At 65.6% G+C, this 17,192-nt stretch carries 15 protein-coding genes; 9 read left to right on the top strand and 6 right to left on the bottom strand.

Annotation, left to right across the window (positions count from 1 at the left end):
- Positions 1-117: 117 nt before the first annotated feature.
- A complete protein-coding gene (locus AC0LPE_RS10750) occupies positions 118-3,579 on the bottom strand; it encodes an FUSC family protein (protein WP_490606181.1) in 3,462 nt (1,153 codons plus the stop codon).
- 388 nt (positions 3,580-3,967) lie between these two features.
- On the opposite strand from AC0LPE_RS10750, the gene AC0LPE_RS10745 reads away from it, so the two are divergent.
- From AC0LPE_RS10745 to AC0LPE_RS10705, 9 genes are all read left to right on the top strand, one after another.
- A complete protein-coding gene (locus AC0LPE_RS10745; RefSeq protein ID WP_490606180.1) occupies positions 3,968-5,596 on the top strand; it encodes an ammonium transporter in 1,629 nt (542 codons plus the stop codon).
- Positions 5,597-5,943: 347 nt separating this feature from the next.
- Positions 5,944-6,249, top strand: a complete 306-nt coding sequence (locus AC0LPE_RS10740; protein WP_490606179.1) for an urease subunit gamma — start codon at positions 5,944-5,946, stop codon at positions 6,247-6,249.
- Between the two features lie 4 nt (positions 6,250-6,253).
- Positions 6,254-7,120: a sirohydrochlorin chelatase gene (locus AC0LPE_RS10735; RefSeq protein ID WP_490606178.1), complete on the top strand. Its 867-nt coding sequence runs from the start codon at positions 6,254-6,256 to the stop codon at positions 7,118-7,120.
- Between the two features lie 69 nt (positions 7,121-7,189).
- The gene (gene ureB, locus AC0LPE_RS10730) at positions 7,190-7,615 is read left to right on the top strand and encodes an urease subunit beta (protein WP_490606177.1); all 426 of its coding nucleotides are present in this window, start codon (positions 7,190-7,192) and stop codon (positions 7,613-7,615) included.
- Positions 7,615-9,339 (top strand): urease subunit alpha, encoded by a 1,725-nt coding sequence (ureC, locus tag AC0LPE_RS10725; protein WP_490606176.1) that lies wholly within the window; start codon positions 7,615-7,617, stop codon positions 9,337-9,339. Before ureB ends, ureC begins: the two co-directional genes overlap by 1 nt.
- A gap of 10 nt (positions 9,340-9,349) precedes the next feature.
- Complete coding sequence (locus AC0LPE_RS10720) at positions 9,350-10,042, top strand: urease accessory protein UreF (protein WP_490606175.1); 693 nt, start codon at positions 9,350-9,352, stop codon at positions 10,040-10,042.
- A gap of 66 nt (positions 10,043-10,108) precedes the next feature.
- Complete coding sequence (gene ureG / locus AC0LPE_RS10715; RefSeq protein ID WP_490606174.1) at positions 10,109-10,741, top strand: urease accessory protein UreG; 633 nt, start codon at positions 10,109-10,111, stop codon at positions 10,739-10,741.
- Complete coding sequence (locus AC0LPE_RS10710) at positions 10,741-11,799, top strand: urease accessory protein UreD (RefSeq protein ID WP_490606173.1); 1,059 nt, start codon at positions 10,741-10,743, stop codon at positions 11,797-11,799. The genes ureG and AC0LPE_RS10710 overlap by 1 nt, the downstream gene beginning before the upstream one ends.
- Positions 11,800-11,844: 45 nt before the next feature.
- Positions 11,845-12,771 (top strand): urea transporter, encoded by a 927-nt coding sequence (locus AC0LPE_RS10705; RefSeq protein WP_490606172.1) that lies wholly within the window; start codon positions 11,845-11,847, stop codon positions 12,769-12,771.
- Between the two features lie 18 nt (positions 12,772-12,789).
- Here AC0LPE_RS10705 and crcB read toward each other — a convergent pair whose 3' ends face one another.
- The 5 genes from crcB to fmt form a co-directional block, all read right to left on the bottom strand.
- Positions 12,790-13,167: a fluoride efflux transporter CrcB gene (gene crcB, locus AC0LPE_RS10700; protein ID WP_490606171.1), complete on the bottom strand. Its 378-nt coding sequence runs from the start codon at positions 13,165-13,167 to the stop codon at positions 12,790-12,792.
- Positions 13,164-13,613 (bottom strand): fluoride efflux transporter FluC, encoded by a 450-nt coding sequence (locus tag AC0LPE_RS10695; RefSeq protein WP_490606170.1) that lies wholly within the window; start codon positions 13,611-13,613, stop codon positions 13,164-13,166. Before AC0LPE_RS10695 ends, crcB begins: the two co-directional genes overlap by 4 nt.
- Positions 13,614-13,745: 132 nt before the next feature.
- Positions 13,746-14,672, bottom strand: a complete 927-nt coding sequence (locus tag AC0LPE_RS10690; RefSeq protein WP_490606169.1) for a 1-phosphofructokinase family hexose kinase — start codon at positions 14,670-14,672, stop codon at positions 13,746-13,748.
- Between the two features lie 92 nt (positions 14,673-14,764).
- Complete coding sequence (locus tag AC0LPE_RS10685; protein ID WP_490606168.1) at positions 14,765-16,246, bottom strand: RsmB/NOP family class I SAM-dependent RNA methyltransferase; 1,482 nt, start codon at positions 16,244-16,246, stop codon at positions 14,765-14,767.
- Positions 16,243-17,166: a methionyl-tRNA formyltransferase gene (gene fmt / locus AC0LPE_RS10680; protein WP_229568022.1), complete on the bottom strand. Its 924-nt coding sequence runs from the start codon at positions 17,164-17,166 to the stop codon at positions 16,243-16,245. The genes AC0LPE_RS10685 and fmt overlap by 4 nt, the downstream gene beginning before the upstream one ends.
- Positions 17,167-17,192: the final 26 nt, after the last annotated feature.

Genomic DNA, 17,192 nt, shown 5'->3' with positions numbered 1-17,192 from the left:
GCATCCTCGGCTCGAGAGGGTCGCCGAGTCGCACGATGGGCGGCAGCCGGCCCCGGAGAGGTCGCGTTCGACACACGAAAACGGTTGCACGCCGGTCTGTCCGAACATCCGCCGCACTCACCGATTCCGGACTCTGCGCGCCGCCGAGCCGACCCGCGAGAACCTCCCCTCGCTCGGCAGCACCTCCTCCACCATGAACGTCACGGTCAAATCGATGCGCTCGAGGGACCGGAGTACCTGTGACAGAGGCGTGCCGTACGGAATGTCGTACTCGTCGACCACTTCCACATCCCCCTCCACCGGGCCGGGTGTCCCACCTTCCAAGGCAGTCAGGAGCGCCCCGAAGTTGCGTTCGGTGATCGCCTGGATGTCGCGCCGCTGGGCGTCGGTCAGCACATTCTCGTCGGGGGACAGATGCTCGGTGGCCGAGACGAGGTGCCGCACATAGAACAACAGCGCCCACAGCGCGGTGAGTCTCCCTTCGATTCCCCGGACATCGAGTGCGCCGGAGGAACGGCGCAGCGGCAGCGCCGTGTTCTCGACTTCGTTCACCAGCTTGGTCAAGGCGAGTTCACGGCGTTCGAGATCGCCCATATCCAGCTTCCCGACGGAACCGGATCGGAGGTGGTCGAGGCATATCGCAGTCACGTCGCGCACCGTGCGCACCAACTGTGATGTATCCGTAGCCAGTCGTGTGCCGGTGTGGGTGGGCAGGACCAGCGCGGCGACCACCAGGGCGAGCACGGCTCCGATTACTGTCTCCACGACACGTAGTTCGATCGTCTCCGAGTCGAGTTTTCCCAGGAGGTCGTACAGCAACGCGACGAGCATGGTCGTCCAGAACGCCCTCAGCACGGACGACACGGGCCCGAAGTACATCGATGCGAACACACACAGTGCCAGCAGGGGCAGCACGGCGAGGGTGTCGGTCCCGATCCAGATTGCGAAGCCGAACCCGATCGCGCCTCCGAACACGGTACCGACGATCCGCTGCACCCCCTTGAGAAGTGTCTCCCCGTCGGTCTCACCCAGCACGAAGAACGCCGGTAGCGCGGCCCAGTACTGATATGTCTGAGATACCGCACCGCCGGCCCACAGCGAGAGCCCTGTTGCGAGCGTGGCCTGGATTCCGCGGCGAACCGGTCCCGCGATCAGGTTTCGGCCGCCGCTGCCCGGGCCGGAGGGTGCTTCCGCCTTTCCCGTGGCAGGGGACGGTGTTTCCGTCTTTCCGGCGGCGCTTTCCGGACCGGTCGGCGCAGGCAGGCGATCGGCTCGATCCGTGGTAGCCGGACGCGCGATCAGGTCCTCGGCGCGTGCAAGATGCAAATCATCGGCTGCGGACCACAATTCGCGCATCGCATGATGCAAACGTTGCGCCAGGATCGGCCAGTCGACAGGGTCGGGTGCACCACCGGGAGGATCGAGTGAATATGTCCTGTCGTCTTCCGAATCCCCAACCCATCCAGGAAGACCCGGGTAACCGCGGATGTGCTGTTTGAGCCGTTCGAGCTCACCGGCGAGTGCGGCCCGAATCGGCAGCGACATACCGAATCCGGTCGCGTCGCGAGTCGCGGCACCGAGGTTCACCGCCGCCAGTTCGACATCGAAGATCCGAATTCGCAGATCGGTCAACTGCTCCGGCGACAGGTGCAGGCCCGGTACCTGCCCGGTGAGCTGACCACCCAGAAACGAGGCGGTGTGATGAAGCTGATCGAGTTTGCTCTGCACCCGTTTACGCAGGTCCGGATCCCAGCGAGCAGCGGAGACCGTATCGACGAGGGGGTCGATGGTGTCCGCGACACTGCGTTCGAAAGCGCGGATGCCTCCGCGCACGAGCCCCACTCGGCCGCTGCCCAGCGGAATGAATTGAACGAGCACCGACACGGTGACGCTCACGAGGCCCGTCAGCGCATACACCCAGAAGTCGTCGGAACTCAAGCGGAGCAGGACACTGAAGTAGAACGTCATGAACAACACACGGCCGAGCCCGGCTCCTTGTGGTCCGAATCTGCCGAGCCACACGCCGACGAAAGCCAGCGCTGCGACTGCGAGCCCCGACGGCAACGGGTCGTGCGGGACCACGGTCATCAGCCCGACCGCGACCACTACAGGGACCGTCACGAGCATCCCGCCGAACTTGGCGATGCCCGGGCGCGAGGCGGACTGTGCTGCGACACCGGCTGCGAACATTGCGATCATTCCGCCGAAGATCGCCGTGGGCATCGGCGTTCCCCCGACCAGTTTCAGACCGATCGCCATTACCGCGACCGCAACGATCGCAGCGAGAACGACGCGCAGCGCACCGAACAATCGAACGTATCCGGGGTCGATGAGGGTGAGCCGATTGGCGAAGAAGGTGCGGAGGCTGTGAGTCCCCGCACTCGGACGCTCGGTTGGCGCCGCAGATTCCGCGACATCGGTCCAGCCGGGTGCGTACACGGGCTGATAGTCCAGATCGCGGCTGACCGCCTCGGTGAACTGCTGCGCCCGGTACGCGAACGGCAGCCACTCGACGTACCGTTCGTAGGCATCGCCGAGATCGGTGAACGGTTCGACGTGAGCCAGTTCGCCCATCTTCCGATTCACCCGCGCGAACCGGGTGACCCACGGATCTTCGCTTTCCTCTGGAGGCCCCGAGCGATCTCCTGCCGTCCGGTGCAGTTCGATGTCCTTCTCGATCAGCCGCTGGAATTCTTCACGCGACCTCGTCTCGGGAACGTCGGTGCTCGTCCACCCGAGAATGGGATGCATGTAGTCCGCGAACCGGAGGAACTGGTCGGTGAGTGGAAGCAACAGAGGCTCGACGGTCACAGGGTGGGACTTCGGCAACCCCCACCGAAGTACTGCGACGATTCCGCTCAGCATCCTGATCGAGTAGGGCAGCGAGAAGGTGTCGCGGCCGCTCTGGAAGTAGTAGGCGGAGTGGTGCAGTCGGACCCCATCGGTGTAACTGCTGAAGCTCTCGGCGACGGACGAAAGTGCCACGTCGAGGTCACGCGGTTCGCCGCCCGGAAAGTACGGCTTCAGGCTGGCCACCGGGTCGCCGATGCCGTTTCCAGGATTGTAGAACCGCGCGGAAAGTTCGCGCAGGGCACTGATCACTCCGTAGACCCCGAGAAGAAACGTGACGATGAGGGGGACGAGCATCAAGCCGGTGAGGGTCTCCAGGGCCGAAATGATCCGTGTCGCATCAGTGTTGGGGGTGATCTGGGACGTGCCTATCGTCGCGAGCTGAGCAGTGCTGAAATACAGTGCGCCGAACGCGTCGCCGGAACCACCGTCGTGCAGGAAGCCCTGCCCGCTCATCATGCCGAGGTAGATGAACGCGTAGCCCACGATCGAGCCACCCACCCAGATACCCACGATGACCACGATCTGGATACCCGTGACCTGACGGAGTACAACAGGCCTCCGGCGGCGTGACATTCTTCGCGTCACTCGCCTGATGACGCGCCACACCCACGCCGCAACCGGTTGGTGGAGAAAGCCTGCTTCGTCGTAATTGAGGGCGGTGAGGAACAGGTCGAGGAGGGTCATCCCCAGGATGATGATCCCGGCTCCCACCCAGACGGCCTCCACAGCGCAAGTCTAGAGCCCTACGAGTGCGCCGGTAGAGAGGAACGGACGGACGAACTGCCCGGTAGGTGACATGCCCGTCGCCGGCACGCTCGGCGAGGAACAGCGTCACGGTAGGGAGTCGAGTTGACGCGATCGACCCACATCGCGCAAAGGGGGTGTATATGCTCACCTCGGACTACAACTCTCGCCGCCCGGCGATTCTGCTGCCGGCATCGAGAACCGCGTCACTGGCCGATGTGAGGATCGGAGGTCGCTGGATGCATATCGCTCGTCATCGGGCAGAGCAGAGCCCACCGTCCCGATCCCGAGTCGACCGAAGTCCGAAATACCTTGTTCGGCAGACTCGTTCAGGGACGATCACACCTCTCCCGAAAGCGCAGGCCCGTCGATGACCACTTCGACCTTGTCGCAAGCCGCGATCGACAGCGGCGACACCGCATGGGTACTGGTGTGTGCGGCCCTCGTCCTGTTCATGACACCGGGTCTTGCGTTCTTCTACGCAGGCATGGTGAGCAGGCGCAACACGCTCGTGATGCTGCAGCAGAACCTCGTCGGCCTGTGCATCATCTCGCTGACCTGGTTCGTGTTCGGCTACAGCATCGCTTTCGGTAACGACCGGGGCAACGGGATCATCGCCGATCTCGGGTTCGTCGCGCTCACCAACATCGGCGAGGCCCCCAAGCCGGACCTCCACGTGGTGACCGAAACCGTTGCGATCCCGACGCTGGCCTTCTTCGCATATCAGTTGATGTTCGCGATCATCACCCCGGCGCTGGCCACGGGAGCAGTGGCCAATCGCCTCAAGGCTCTGGGCTGGGCGGTGTTCATCGCCATCTGGTCGGTGATCGTGTACGCACCTGTGGCGCACTGGTTGTGGGCTCCCAGCGGATGGCTGACCAAGATGGGAGCGCAGGACTGGGCCGGCGGAATGGTCGTCCACTCGTCCGCCGGAGCTGCCGCGCTCGGTCTGCTGATCGTATTGGGACGACGCAAGGTTCGACCCAACCGCGCACCACTGCCGCACTCGGTCCCGCTGGTGATTGTGGGCGCGGGCATCCTCTGGTTCGGCTGGTTCGGCTTCAATGCCGGAGACGGGCTGCAGGCCAACGGGGTTGCCGCTCAAGCTCTGGTCAACACCCAGCTGGCCGGCGCCGCCGCGATGCTCGTCTGGCTCGTGATCGAGCGCTACCGGGAAGGCCATTCGACCGTACTGGGAGGCGTGACGGGCGCGGTGGCCGGACTGGCGACCATCACCCCCGCCGCGGGCTACGTCAACACGTGGGCCGCGGTGGTCATCGGTGCTCTTGCCGGAGTGGTGTGTTATGTGGCGCTCGGACTGAAAAAGCTTCTGCGTGTGGATGATGCGCTCGACGTGCTGGCAGTCCATTTCATCGGTGGCGTGTTCGGCACCCTGTGCGTCGGCTTCTTCGGCGAAGAGGCGATCAATTCGATCGGCCGGGACGGAGTCTTCGCCGGTGGCGGTTGGGCACTGCTGGGTTACCAGGTCGTCGCACTGATCGCGGTGATCGTCTACGCCCTCGTGCTCACCCTGGTGATCGGCTTCGCGATCGAGAAGACGATCGGCCTTCGCGTCAGCGCCGAGGAAGAAGAACATCTCGATCTCAGCCAGCAGGGCATGAACGCCTATCACGAGGGCCCCACTCCCCCCGATCCCGCAGCAGACGGCTCGATATCGGCGCTCGTATCGAAGCCGATGGAACCCGGACACAAGCTGTACCTGGTCACGGCAGTTCTCGACTCGGCCGGAGCCGCAGGTGTGGAACGAGAGGTACTTGCCGCGGGTGCACGCCGCGCAATTCTCTCCGAAGTCTTCGTCACCACAACCGACTCGGTCGATCAGATGGTCCGAGGGCAGAAACGAACCCTGGATGTCTCCCCACGGGTCCGCGCGGAGATCCTGACGCCTGCGGAGGCGCTGACTCCCGTACGAAGCGCCTTGTCGGCGTTGGGTGACGACCTCGTCGAGATGACCGTCGTGCCGGTCGAGAGTGGATAAAACGAGGCGCTCATTCCGATTCGGTGATCGAACCGGGCGGAACACACACGCACCGCGCTACGACCATTTCCTCTTCCAGTGTGGCGCGCAACGGGATCCGATGTCGTAGCAGAGATCAGGGGAGCCGGTACGTCCCCGTCCGGGCAGCTCGCCCTCGGCCGGCGAATCCGCCGACATCACTTGCGCGACTGCACATATGAACAGATTTACATCCGATGAGGATGCATTCGACGAACGACGAAACTGCGAACTTTGTTGGGCCTCCGGCGTATCGTCGAACACAGCGAGCCGGCTCGTAGCCGGAAGATGCTCATCGAATCGGCCCTACGGCATTGCGGGAGCGGAAAATGGATTTGACTCCTCGAGAAGTCGAAAAACTCTACGTGTACCAGGTGGCAGAACTCGCACGCCGACGACGCGAGCGGGGTACGAAGCTCAACGTCAGCGAGGCGACCGCGCTCATCTCCGAGGCGATCCTGGAAGGCGCACGCGACGGCCGATCCGTTGCCGAAGTCATGGAACTGGGCAAGACGATCGTCTCGGAGAAGGACTGCATGAACGGAGTCCGCGAACTCCTGCCGCTTCTGCAGGTCGAGGCGACCTTCGTCGACGGGAGCAAGCTGGTCTCCTGCCACGACCCGATCGGCGGCTGACGCAGTGGGAGGCGGGAACGAGACCGGAACGGTCCTGGTCGCGGGCCACGAGAGCGCTGACGGCGCCGACCTGCGTTTCCTCGAGCAGGGGCGCCCCGACCGGTTCGTCACCCCGGTCGGCCGACCGCTCCACAATCTCGTCGCCCACCTCCTGGAATCGGTTGACGGACCCATCTCGATCGTGCCCATGACTCTGGGGCGCAATCCGACGCTGATCGCCGACACGGCGAGAACCGTGCAGTGGCTCTCCTCGAGCGCACCGGGCCGTCTCGCATTGGCGGAGCCGTTCGGCACCGCCGACCATCTCATCGCGTGGTTGCGTCTCGCGGCCACAGGCATCCGGCGCGACTCTCCCGACGCCGCGATGGTCGTCCAGGCCCCCTCGTCCGATCCGTTCGACGAGGCCGAACTGCACCGCATCGCATATCTGGTGCGCACCCACGGCACAGGAAACGTCGTGGAGGTCGCCACGACACGCACGACCGACGATCTGGCCGCGGTCCTGGAGCGGCTCCGGCGGCTCGGTCACCGTCACACCGTCGTCGTCCCTGCAGGATTTCGTCGCGTCTCTCCGATCCCGCTCGGCGACACCAGATTTGCAGACTGCACCTTCTACGGACCGTTGATGAGCGAACAGGCGACGATCCGCATCGTCGACACGCGTACCCGAAACGCTGCGCACGAATTGTCGCACGGCCGTTCAGGAGTCGAAGCAGGTCTGATGGCCGACCACGGCCACGGCTATGCGCACTCACACGCCTTCGACGAGTCCGGAGGCCACGGCCACGGCCACGGCCACGGCCATCATCCCGGCGAGGATCCCGGCGGCGATCTCGGTCGTCGACGCCCAGCGACCGCGTCTTCGCACTGACCGACACCGACCGGCAGATCGACCACCGACACGGACTTCTCGACACGCCGCCGCGAGGAAGGAAACACCATGGTAGCCAAGCCGACATATCACCACAGGGACGAAGAGATCGAGATCAATGCAGGACGCCACACCGTCACGCTGCAGGTCAGCAACACCGGAGACCGTGCGATCCAGATCGGGTCCCACTTCCACTTCTTCGAGGTCAACAAGGCACTTCTGTTCGAACGTGAACTCGCCTACGGCATGCACCTGGATCTGCCCTCCGGATTGAGTGTGCGCATCGAGGCGGGCGACACGCGCGAGGTGACGCTCACGGCCTATGCCGGCAACCGCCACGTCATCGGGTTCAACAACCTCGTCGACGGTGGCTTGGACTCCGAAGGCACGAAAATTCGTGCGATGGCCCTGATGAAGGAACTCGAGTACCAGGACGGCACCCCGAAGGCGCGAGAGAGCGCGAGCACTCCGAAGAAGAAGAAAGGCGCGAAGTAATGGCGATCATCTCACGCAAGCAGTACACCGATCTCTTCGGTCCCACGACCGGTGACCGCGTGCATCTGGCCGACACGAATCTGATCATCGAAATCGAGAAGGATTTCAACGAAGGCAATTACGGCGACGAGATCGTCTACGGCGGCGGCAAGACCGCACGCGACGGAATGGGAGCCGATCCGCAGGGAACCGACGCCCAGGGCGTGCTGGACCTCGTGATCACGAATGCGATCATCCTCGACCCCGTGCTCGGAGTTCTCAAGGGTGACATCGGCGTCCGGGACGGGAAGATCGCGGGGGTAGGCAAATCCGGCAATCCGCATCTTCAGCGCGGGGTCGATCCCCGACTGGTCGTCGGGCCGGGTACCGAACTACTCGCCGGTGAGCACTGCATCGCGACCCCCGGCGGGTTCGATTCCCACGTGCACTACATCTCACCGCAACAGGGAGTGACCGCACTGTCGAACGGCATCACCACGCTCTTCGGCGGTGGTACCGGACCCACCGACGGGACCAACGGCGTCACCACCACGCCCGGTGTCTGGAACTTGCACCGCATGCTGGAATCCGCCGAGGCGATGCCCGTCAACATGGGATTCCTCGGGAAGGGCAACGGTTCGCTCCCCGAGGCCCTGTGCGAACAGATCGAGGCCGGCGCTGCGGGGTTGAAGGTGCACGAGGACTACGGCGCCACGCCCGCCGCGATCAGCAACGCCCTCGACGTCGCGGACCGCTACGACATCCAGATCTCGGTGCACACCGACACACTCAACGAGTCGGGCTTCGTCGAGAACACTCTGGATGCGATCGACGGCCGGACGATCCACACGTTCCACAGCGAGGGTGCCGGCGGTGGACACGCACCGGACCTCATCAAGGTCGCCGGCCATCCGAACGTGTTGCCGTCCTCCACGAACCCCACACTCCCGTACACGGCGAATTCGGTGGACGAACTCCTCGACATGGTGATGGTCTGCCACCACCTGTCGCACGACATTCCGGAGGATGTCGCGTTCGCGGATTCCCGCGTCCGAGCCGAGACCATCTCCGCCGAGACGGTCTTCCACGACGAGGGCATCATCTCGATGGTGTCGTCCGATTCCCAGGCCATGGGTCGAATCGGCGAGTCCTTCATGCGGGCATTCCAGATCGCTCACCACTGCAAGGACAAGCGCGGCAAACTCCCGGAGGACGCGGAGGACAACGACAATTTCCGGGTGTTGCGCTATCTGGCGAAGGTGACCATCAATCCCGCGATCACGCAGGGTATCTCGGAGTACATCGGGTCGCTCGAAGAAGGAAAGATGGCCGATATCGTGCTGTGGCCGACGACCTCCTTCGCGGCCAAGCCCAAGGTCGTCGTCAAAGGCGGCCTCATCAACTGGGGACTCATGGGCGAACCGAACGCGTCGCTCCCCACACCTCAGCCGGTCTACTTCCGGCCCATGTTCGGTGCGCAGGGCAGAGCATTGCAGTCCACCCGGGCCACCTTCATGTCGAAGGCATCGATCGACCTCGGCGTGCCGGAGAAACTGGGGCTGGAAAGCCAGATCCTGCCGGTGAAGAGGTGCCGCAACATCGGAAAGCAGCACATGGTGCGCAACAATGCGACGCCGACCATCGAGGTCGATCCGGAGACCTACGACGTGACCTACGACGGAAAAACCGCCGCGATCGATCCCGCGCAGACTCTTCCGCTCACCCAGATGTTCTTCCTGGCGTGAAGGAGACAGCGTGACGTCGGACATCCGTCAGTTGCTGACGAGTCTGCAATTCGCGGACTCGGCGTTCCCGAGCGGCTTCTACACCATGTCCCACGGACTGGAGGGGTACAGCCAGGCCCACCTCGTCGATCGCGGCGAGGTGGAGGACCTTCTGGGATCTCTTCTCGTCCACTCGGTGGGGCCTGCGGACGCGACTGCGCTCGCCTGCGCCCACAAGGCCGCGCAGATCGGCGACTGGGATCTCGTGGAGGAGGTCGATCACCGACTGTTCGCGTCCAAGCTGAATGCCGAGATGCGGCGTGCCTCGGTTCGCAGTGGCCACCAACTCGCCGGCCTCGTCGAGGTCGTGCTCGGCGACGAGGCGCTCGCCGAGTACCGGCGACGCCTGAAAGCGCGTGTCACGCCGGGATGCCAGCCCGTGGTCTCCGCGCTGATCTATGCGGCGACGGGCGTCGGCACCCACTTCGCAGTGGCTTCCGACCTCTCCGCTTTCGCTGTGAGTTTCGTAGGGGCGGCGTTGCGCCTGCGCCTGACCGATCACCGGGAGGCTCAGGTGATCCTGCACAGGATCGGACCGGTGATCGAACAGGTGACGAAGGACGCCGTCGTACGCGAACTCGACGATCTCGGGGGCTGCGCACCGATGGCCGACATCATGTCCGCCCGGCACGAAAGAGCAGAAGCGCGTTTGTTCGCGAGTTGACCTGTCCGATATGCGAGGTGGGGGCTGCCACTTCGTTTCGTCACGAACCGTAGGGAAGGAGCCACCATGGCTGACGATGTTCTGAGAATCGGTGTGGGCGGGCCGGTGGGCTCCGGCAAGACTGCATTGACGGAGGCGCTGGTACCACTGCTCATCGCGGCCGGACGCACTCCCGGTGTCATCACCAACGACATCTACACCCAGGAGGACGCACAGCACGTGCGACGGGTTCTCGACGGGATTCTCGATCCCGATCGGGTGGTCGGCGTCGAGACGGGTGCCTGCCCGCACACGGCTGTGCGCGACGACCCCACGATGAATCTCGCTGTGGGTGAAGAACTGCTGCAACGGTTCCCCGAGATCGACACGTTGATCTACGAATCGGGCGGGGACAACCTGACACTCACGTTCTCACCTGCTCTGGCAGACGTCTTCATCTTCGTCCTGGACACGGCGGAGGGCGAGAAGATGCCACGCAAGCGGGGTCCCGGCATCACCGACAGCGACATCCTCGTCATCAACAAGATCGATATCGCACAGTACGTGCGGACCGATCTCGGCGTGATGGAGAGCGACGCCCACCGGGTGCGGGGCGGCACGCCGGTCGTTCTCACCAATTCCCTGACCGGGGAGGGACTCGACGAGTTGCTCGACCAGATCCTCTCGTTGTGGAACGACTCGCGGACAGAACTCGTCTGATGACGGCCGGCATCTCGGCTGCTTCGGCAGACACCGGTCGCGGCCCCGGCGAGTCCCGGGGTCTCGCCCCGGTGAGCCCCCTGCCCGTGTCCGCGCCCCATCCCGGTGGGTACCGGCTCCAACCGGACTTCTTCGAACCCTCACGGGTACCGGCCGAAGTCCTCCGGCACAGCAGCCCTCACGCGACCCTTCCCGTGGGGAGCCCCGGCAAGGTGGGCATTCTCCAGCTCGGTTTCGAGCACAACCGGCTCCGTGACCGGACGGAACTCGTTCGGCACTACCAGAAGTCGCCGTTGCAGATCATGCGCCCGCTGTATTTCGACCCGCTCCGCCCCGATTGTCCCTACACGTACATGATGTCCTCGGGTGGAGGTGTTCTCCAGTCCGACCGGTTGCGAACCGATCTGACGTTCGGGGCACGCACATCGGCCCACGTGACGACTCAGGCTCAGACCCGGGTGTACAGGATGGACAACGACTATGCCTCGTCCGTCACACACATCACGGTCGGGCCGGACGCCTACGTCGAGTATCTTCCCGACGCCGTCATTCCGTTCGCCGGCTCACGCTTCTACCAGCACACCTCGGTCACTCTGGACGAGTCGGCCACCTTCCTTCTCGGGGAGACCGTGTACGCGGGTCGCCTCGCGCGCGACGAGCGGCACCGATACGACGTGTACGCCTCCGATGTCGAGGTGCGCCGACCCGGCGGGCAGATGATCGCACTCGACCGCGTTCGCCTCTGTCCCACAGGTACGGACGACATGTCGGCTCCGACGGGATCGGGGGTCATGGCAGGTCACGACATCCTGGCGATGCTGTACGTGTTCACTCCCCTGGTGTCCGCGGCGGACCTCGCCGATCTGCTCCACGATGCCCTGGCCGCCACATTCGACGGGGGACTGTTCGGTATCAGCGCGCTACCGAACGACGCCGGAGTGTGGATGCGGCTGCTGGCAGACAATCCGGTGTCGGTGGCCCGCGCGAACTATGCAGCGGCAGCGGCCGCGCACGAGGTTCTCACCGGGTCGGCGGCACCGGCGATCCGCAAGACCTGAGAGCGGAACGACACAGACACGACGGGCGTACGGAAGGAGCTGGATATGACCACGGGAACTGCAGAGTCCCACCAGTCCATGGGATCGCCTCGCTCCTGGCTCGTCGGTTTCGGCCACGGTCCGTCGCAGATCTATTTCCAGGCGAACATCTACACGACTCTGCTCATCATGGCGGGCTTCGTGGTCGCCAGTTGGCAGATGGCAGTACTCGTGGCGATCGGCTGCGTGGCGCAGACCTTCACCGGATGGGTCATCCGGACGAAAGCTGCCGACCTGATCTTCGGGATGCAGGGTTTCTCGGGCGCCCTCGTCGGCGCGGCGACCTTCGCGACCCTCGGCAGCCAGTGGTTCTCGTACCCCATCGCACTGGTCGGTGGGGCGCTCGCCGCCCCTGTCACCTGGCTGATCGACGAACTGTTCACCAAGACGCCCCTGAAGACCTACGCGTTGCCGTCGACGACAGCGCCGTTCTGCATCGTCGCGACCATCATCCATTTCGTCTTCGAGCGTTGGTGGGTCGACTCGTCGCAGATGACGATCGACTCGACCGTAGTCGCCTTCTTCCGATCGTTGCTGACCAATGTCTCGGAAGTCGTGCTGGTCGACAATGTCTGGGCCGGCGGACTCATTCTCATCGGCCTGTTCATCGCGAACTGGAAGGTCGGCCTGGCCGGTCTCCTCGGAAGTGTCGTCGGTACCCTGTGCGCCCTCGCGCTGGGCGAGAGTCTCACCGATACCGGCAACGGCCTGAGCGGGTATTCCGGTGTGCTCACAGCGATCGCGCTGTCGGTGACCTTCTTGAAGGAGAGCGTGATCTCCTGGGTGCTCGCGGTGATCGGCACGATCGTCACAGCGGTGGTCACCCTGGTGATGCACGACCTCGACGTCCCCACCTACACGTGGCCCTACATTCTCACCACGTGGGTGTTCCTGATCATCGCCCACTACATCCCGTCCGCCGAACGTCCCTGAGGGGTTTCCGCTTCGGACTCAGATCGAGGTGCCGATCCACAACCCGAGTCCCGCCGCTGCCAGGGCCAGCACCAGCATCACCACGCCGCTGATGAACGACTGCCCGTAACGGCGCTCCTTGATGAGCTGGACCGTCTCGTAACTCGCCGTACTGAATGTGGTGTACCCGCCGAGGAATCCGGTGCCGAGGATATAGCTCGCGTCGGTGGAGACGAGATGTTCCACCGTGAGGCCGGTGAGGAATCCCAGCACGAGCGATCCCGACACGTTGATGATGGTCGTCGCCCACGCGAACCTCGTCGTCATGTGGGCACGGAGGAAGCCGTCGAAGATGTACCGCACAACTGCGCCGACGCCGCCGGCGATACTCAGCGTGATGAAGACGAGCGGCGTCACGTCGTCGCCCCTCCCCCGGCGGGCGGTGCCATCCTCGCGTTGACACTGCTGGCAAGCGCGATTCCGGCCCAGGTGGCACATCCACCGACGACGACCGTCCCCAGGGCGTACACCACGCCCTGCCAGATGTACCCGTCGCGGAAGAGCACCGCGGTATCGGTCGCGAGGGAGCTGTAGGTGGTGAAGCCCCCGCAATATCCCGTCCCGAGGAGAAGCTTCAGGTTGTTGCCGGTCGGCTTCGCGGTGTCGAGCCGGGTGACGGCTTCGTACAGGTAGCCGAGAAGAAACGCGCCGACGACGTTGACGATCGCGATCACGATGGGGACTTCACCGAGTTTCGGGATGACGAGCGACAGGCCTTCGCGGCTACCGGCGCCGAACAGGCCGCCGATTGCGACGAGCCCGATCGAGGCCCACCGGAGATAAGCCGGCCGGCCGCTGCTCATGTCCGCGCCTCGACGTGTCGACCGCGGGAGGACTTCATCCGAAGGTCCATCCTCTCAGTCTATCCGAGCCTCGCCGGGAAACCCTGCACTTTGTTCACTTCAGCCGCGGCGCCGGGAAGCCCCCGGCCGGCCTCACGCACGGGCGAGCGCATCGAACCGGTCGATGTCCTCTCGACGGCACACACGGCTGCCTGCGGTCAGCAGCGCAGCCGTACCGCACGCGATGCCGAGCGCCAAGGCGTCGTGCAGCGACCGTTCCTGCAGCAGCCCGACGACGAGTCCGGCCACCATACTGTCGCCGGCACCCACCGCACTGCGCACCTCGACGTCGAGTGCGGGAACCTCGACCTCGTTCTCCGCGGTGACCATGACGGCTCCCTCGGCACCGAGGGACACCACCACGATCTCCGCGACACCGCGCTCGACCAGTTCGCGCGACGCCGCGACCCGCTCCTCCACCGTGGGGAGGTCGCGCCCCACCCACTCGCACAACTCACCGAGCGACGGCTTGACCAGGAACACCCCCGACTCGATGCTCGCGAGCGCGTCATCGGAGGAGTCGAGCACGAACCGGGCCCCCGACGCACGGGCGATCTCCGCCACCCGGTTGACGAAGGCGCCGGGGACACCGGGTGGAAAACTGCCGCTGGCCACGACATACTTCGCGTCCTGTGCGACCTCGGTCAGCACAGCAAGACACCGTTCCTGCTCGTCGCGGGTGACGTCCGGGCCCGGCGTCACGAATCGATATTCGGCCCCGGTGGTGCGATCGATCGCGGTGAAGCACTCGCGGGTGTCGTCGGCGATGGGGACGGCGTACGCGTCGACACAGTCGTCGTCGAGGAGGCCGCTCATCTGCCGGCCGCGTGCACCCCCCACAGGGAAGACCGCGCCGGCCGAGGCGCCGAGCACCCGCGCGACCTTCGCCACGTTGATACCCCCGCCCCCCGCATCGTAGAAGGGCTCGTCACATCGAAGCTTGCGGGTCGGAACGACCTCGTCGGCGAAGGTCGTGACATCGAGAGCCGGATTCATGGTCAGCGTGACGATATCGGGCATACCGAAACCCTAGCCGGTGCGGTGCGTTCGGCCCGGGCCGTACGCAGTCGACCCCGAATCCTCGATGGACGCCTGTCCTTCCGGGAGGTGTCTCAGTCCGAAGGTTTGCGCAGGGCCGCCATGAACATCGCGTCGGTACCGTGCCGGTGGGGCCACAATTGAACCCCAGGACCGTCTCCTGTCCGCGGCACGCCGGGAACGAGTTCGCGTGTGTCGAGTTGCTCGACACCGTGACGGCGCACTGCGTCCGACACCACCGCCACCGTCTCCGAGACGTGCGGTGAGCAGGTCGAATAGAGCACCACTCCCCCGGGACGCAGAAGTCCGATCGCCGAAGCCAGCAATTCCTTCTGCAGACGCACGAGTTCGGCGACGTCGGCGGGCCTGCGACGCCACCTCGCCTCCGGCCGCCTCCGCAACGCGCCGAGCCCTGTACACGGAGCGTCGACGAGAATTCGATCGTATCCGGGTTCCAGACCGGGATCCCGCCCATCGGCGACATGCACGGTCACAGGTAGGTCGCGTGCCGTCTTGCGGATCAGATCCGCACGGTGCTCGACCGGCTCGACCGCATCGACCGTGTGTCCGTCGATGGCGGCGATGGCCCCGAGCAGAGCAGCCTTCCCGCCGGGCCCCGCACACAGATCGAGCCAGCGGCCCCGATCCTCGCCGTGGAGCGGAGCGAGGGTCAGAGCACGGGCGACGAGCTGACTTCCCTCGTCCTGGACCGCGGCCATCCCGTCCCGGACCGGCTCGAGACGACCGGGATCACCGTGCTCGAGGTGCACGGCGTAGGGCGACCAGGGCCCGATCTCACCGCCGGTGACGAGGGCGAGTTCCTCTGCGGTGATGACACCGGGGCGGGCGACGAGGTGAACGATCGGGCGGGCGTCGTCCGCGGCGAGCACATCCGCGAGTTCGGACGCATCCGGGCCGAGTGCGTGCGCGAACGCCTGTGCGATCCACAGCGGGTGCGCGTAGCGGAAGGCCAGGTGGCCCACCGGATCACGTTCCGCATCGGGGGCGAGCAGCTCGATCCACTCCTCCTCCGGCCGCTCCCCCACCCTACGTAGCACTGCGTTCACGAAACCCGCTCGACCCGAACCGAATTCGGATCGAACCAGATCCACGCTCGTCGCCACCGCGGCATGCGGAGCGACCCGCGTGCGCAACAGCTGGTAGGTGCCGAGACGCAGCACGTCCAGCAGGGCACCGTCGATCTCGTCGACGGGACGGTTCGCGGCTTCCGCGATCACCGCGTCGAGCAGTCCCTGTGCGCGCGCCGCGCCGTAGGTGAGTTCGGTGGCCAGGGCAGCGTCGCGCGCGTCGAGATGCCGTTCCCGGAGCAGCGACGGGAGAACGAGATTGGCGTAGGCGTCCCGTTCGCGCACCGCGCGCAGCACGTCCCGCGCGGCGACGCGTGCGGGGTCGGCGGGTGGCTTCGACGGCCGGCGGGTGTGTTCGGACGCCGGATTGCGGTTCGGCTTCCCTCCGCCGTTGCGTCCCCCGCGGCCTGCCGGGTTCCGTCCTCCGGGATTGCGCTTGCCCCGCGGGGGCCTGCCGGATTCGCTCATCGCGCACGCACCTTCGGGTCGAGACGGGCGCCGCGCGCCCAGTCCGTGGCTGCCATCGCCTTCTTCCCGGGCGGTTGCACCGTCCCGAGCCGGACGGCAGTCGTGGCGGTACCGACGAGCACACCGTCCTTGCGGATGTCGAGCTCACCGGGTTCGAGGGTCTCGTCGGTCACTGTCACGGGGCCGATCTTCACGCGCAGGTCGCCGATCATCGTCCACGCGCCCGGAGCGGGGGTGACGGCGCGGATCCGGCGGTCGATGACGTGTGCGGGGAGGGTCCACTGCACCTGAGCGGCCTCGACGGTGACCTTGGGCGCGTGCGAAACACCGTCGGCCGGCTGCGGTGCGGGCGTGAGGATGCCGTCCTCGAGTCCGTCGAGGGTGGATTCGAGCAGTGTCGCACCGGCCTCGGCGAGTCGGCCGAGCAGGTCGCCGGCGGTGTCGGTGGGACGGATCGTCTCGGTGACGACGCCGTAGACCGGACCGGTGTCGAGTCCGGCCTCGAGCCGGAAGGTGCTCGCTCCGCTGATCTCGTCACCGGCGGCGATCGCCGCCTGGACGGGCGCCGCGCCGCGCCAGGCGGGCAGCAGCGAGAAGTGGAGGTTCACCCATCCGTGCGTGGGGATGTCCAGGACGTCCTGCGGGATCAGGGCGCCGTAGGCCACCACGGGGCAGCAGTCGGGTGCGAGTTCGGTCAGCCGCGCGACGAACTCGGGGTCGCGCGGCGAGCGCGGCGTGAGGACCTCGATGCCGTGTTCGTCGGCGATCTGCCCCACGGCCGATCGCACGACCTTCCGGCCGCGACCGGCGGTGGTGTCGGGGCGGGTGACCACCGCGACGACCTCGTGGCGCGTCGACTCGATGAGGCGGAGCAGCGACGGGACGGCGGGTTCCGGCGTTCCCGCGAAGACCACGCGCATGTCAGAGCACCGCCGGACAGGAGGTG

The organism is Rhodococcus sp. S3, from assembly GCF_058211795.1.
The sequence above is the reverse complement of the archived record's forward strand: the minus strand, read 5'-3'. Positions and strand labels throughout refer to the sequence as shown.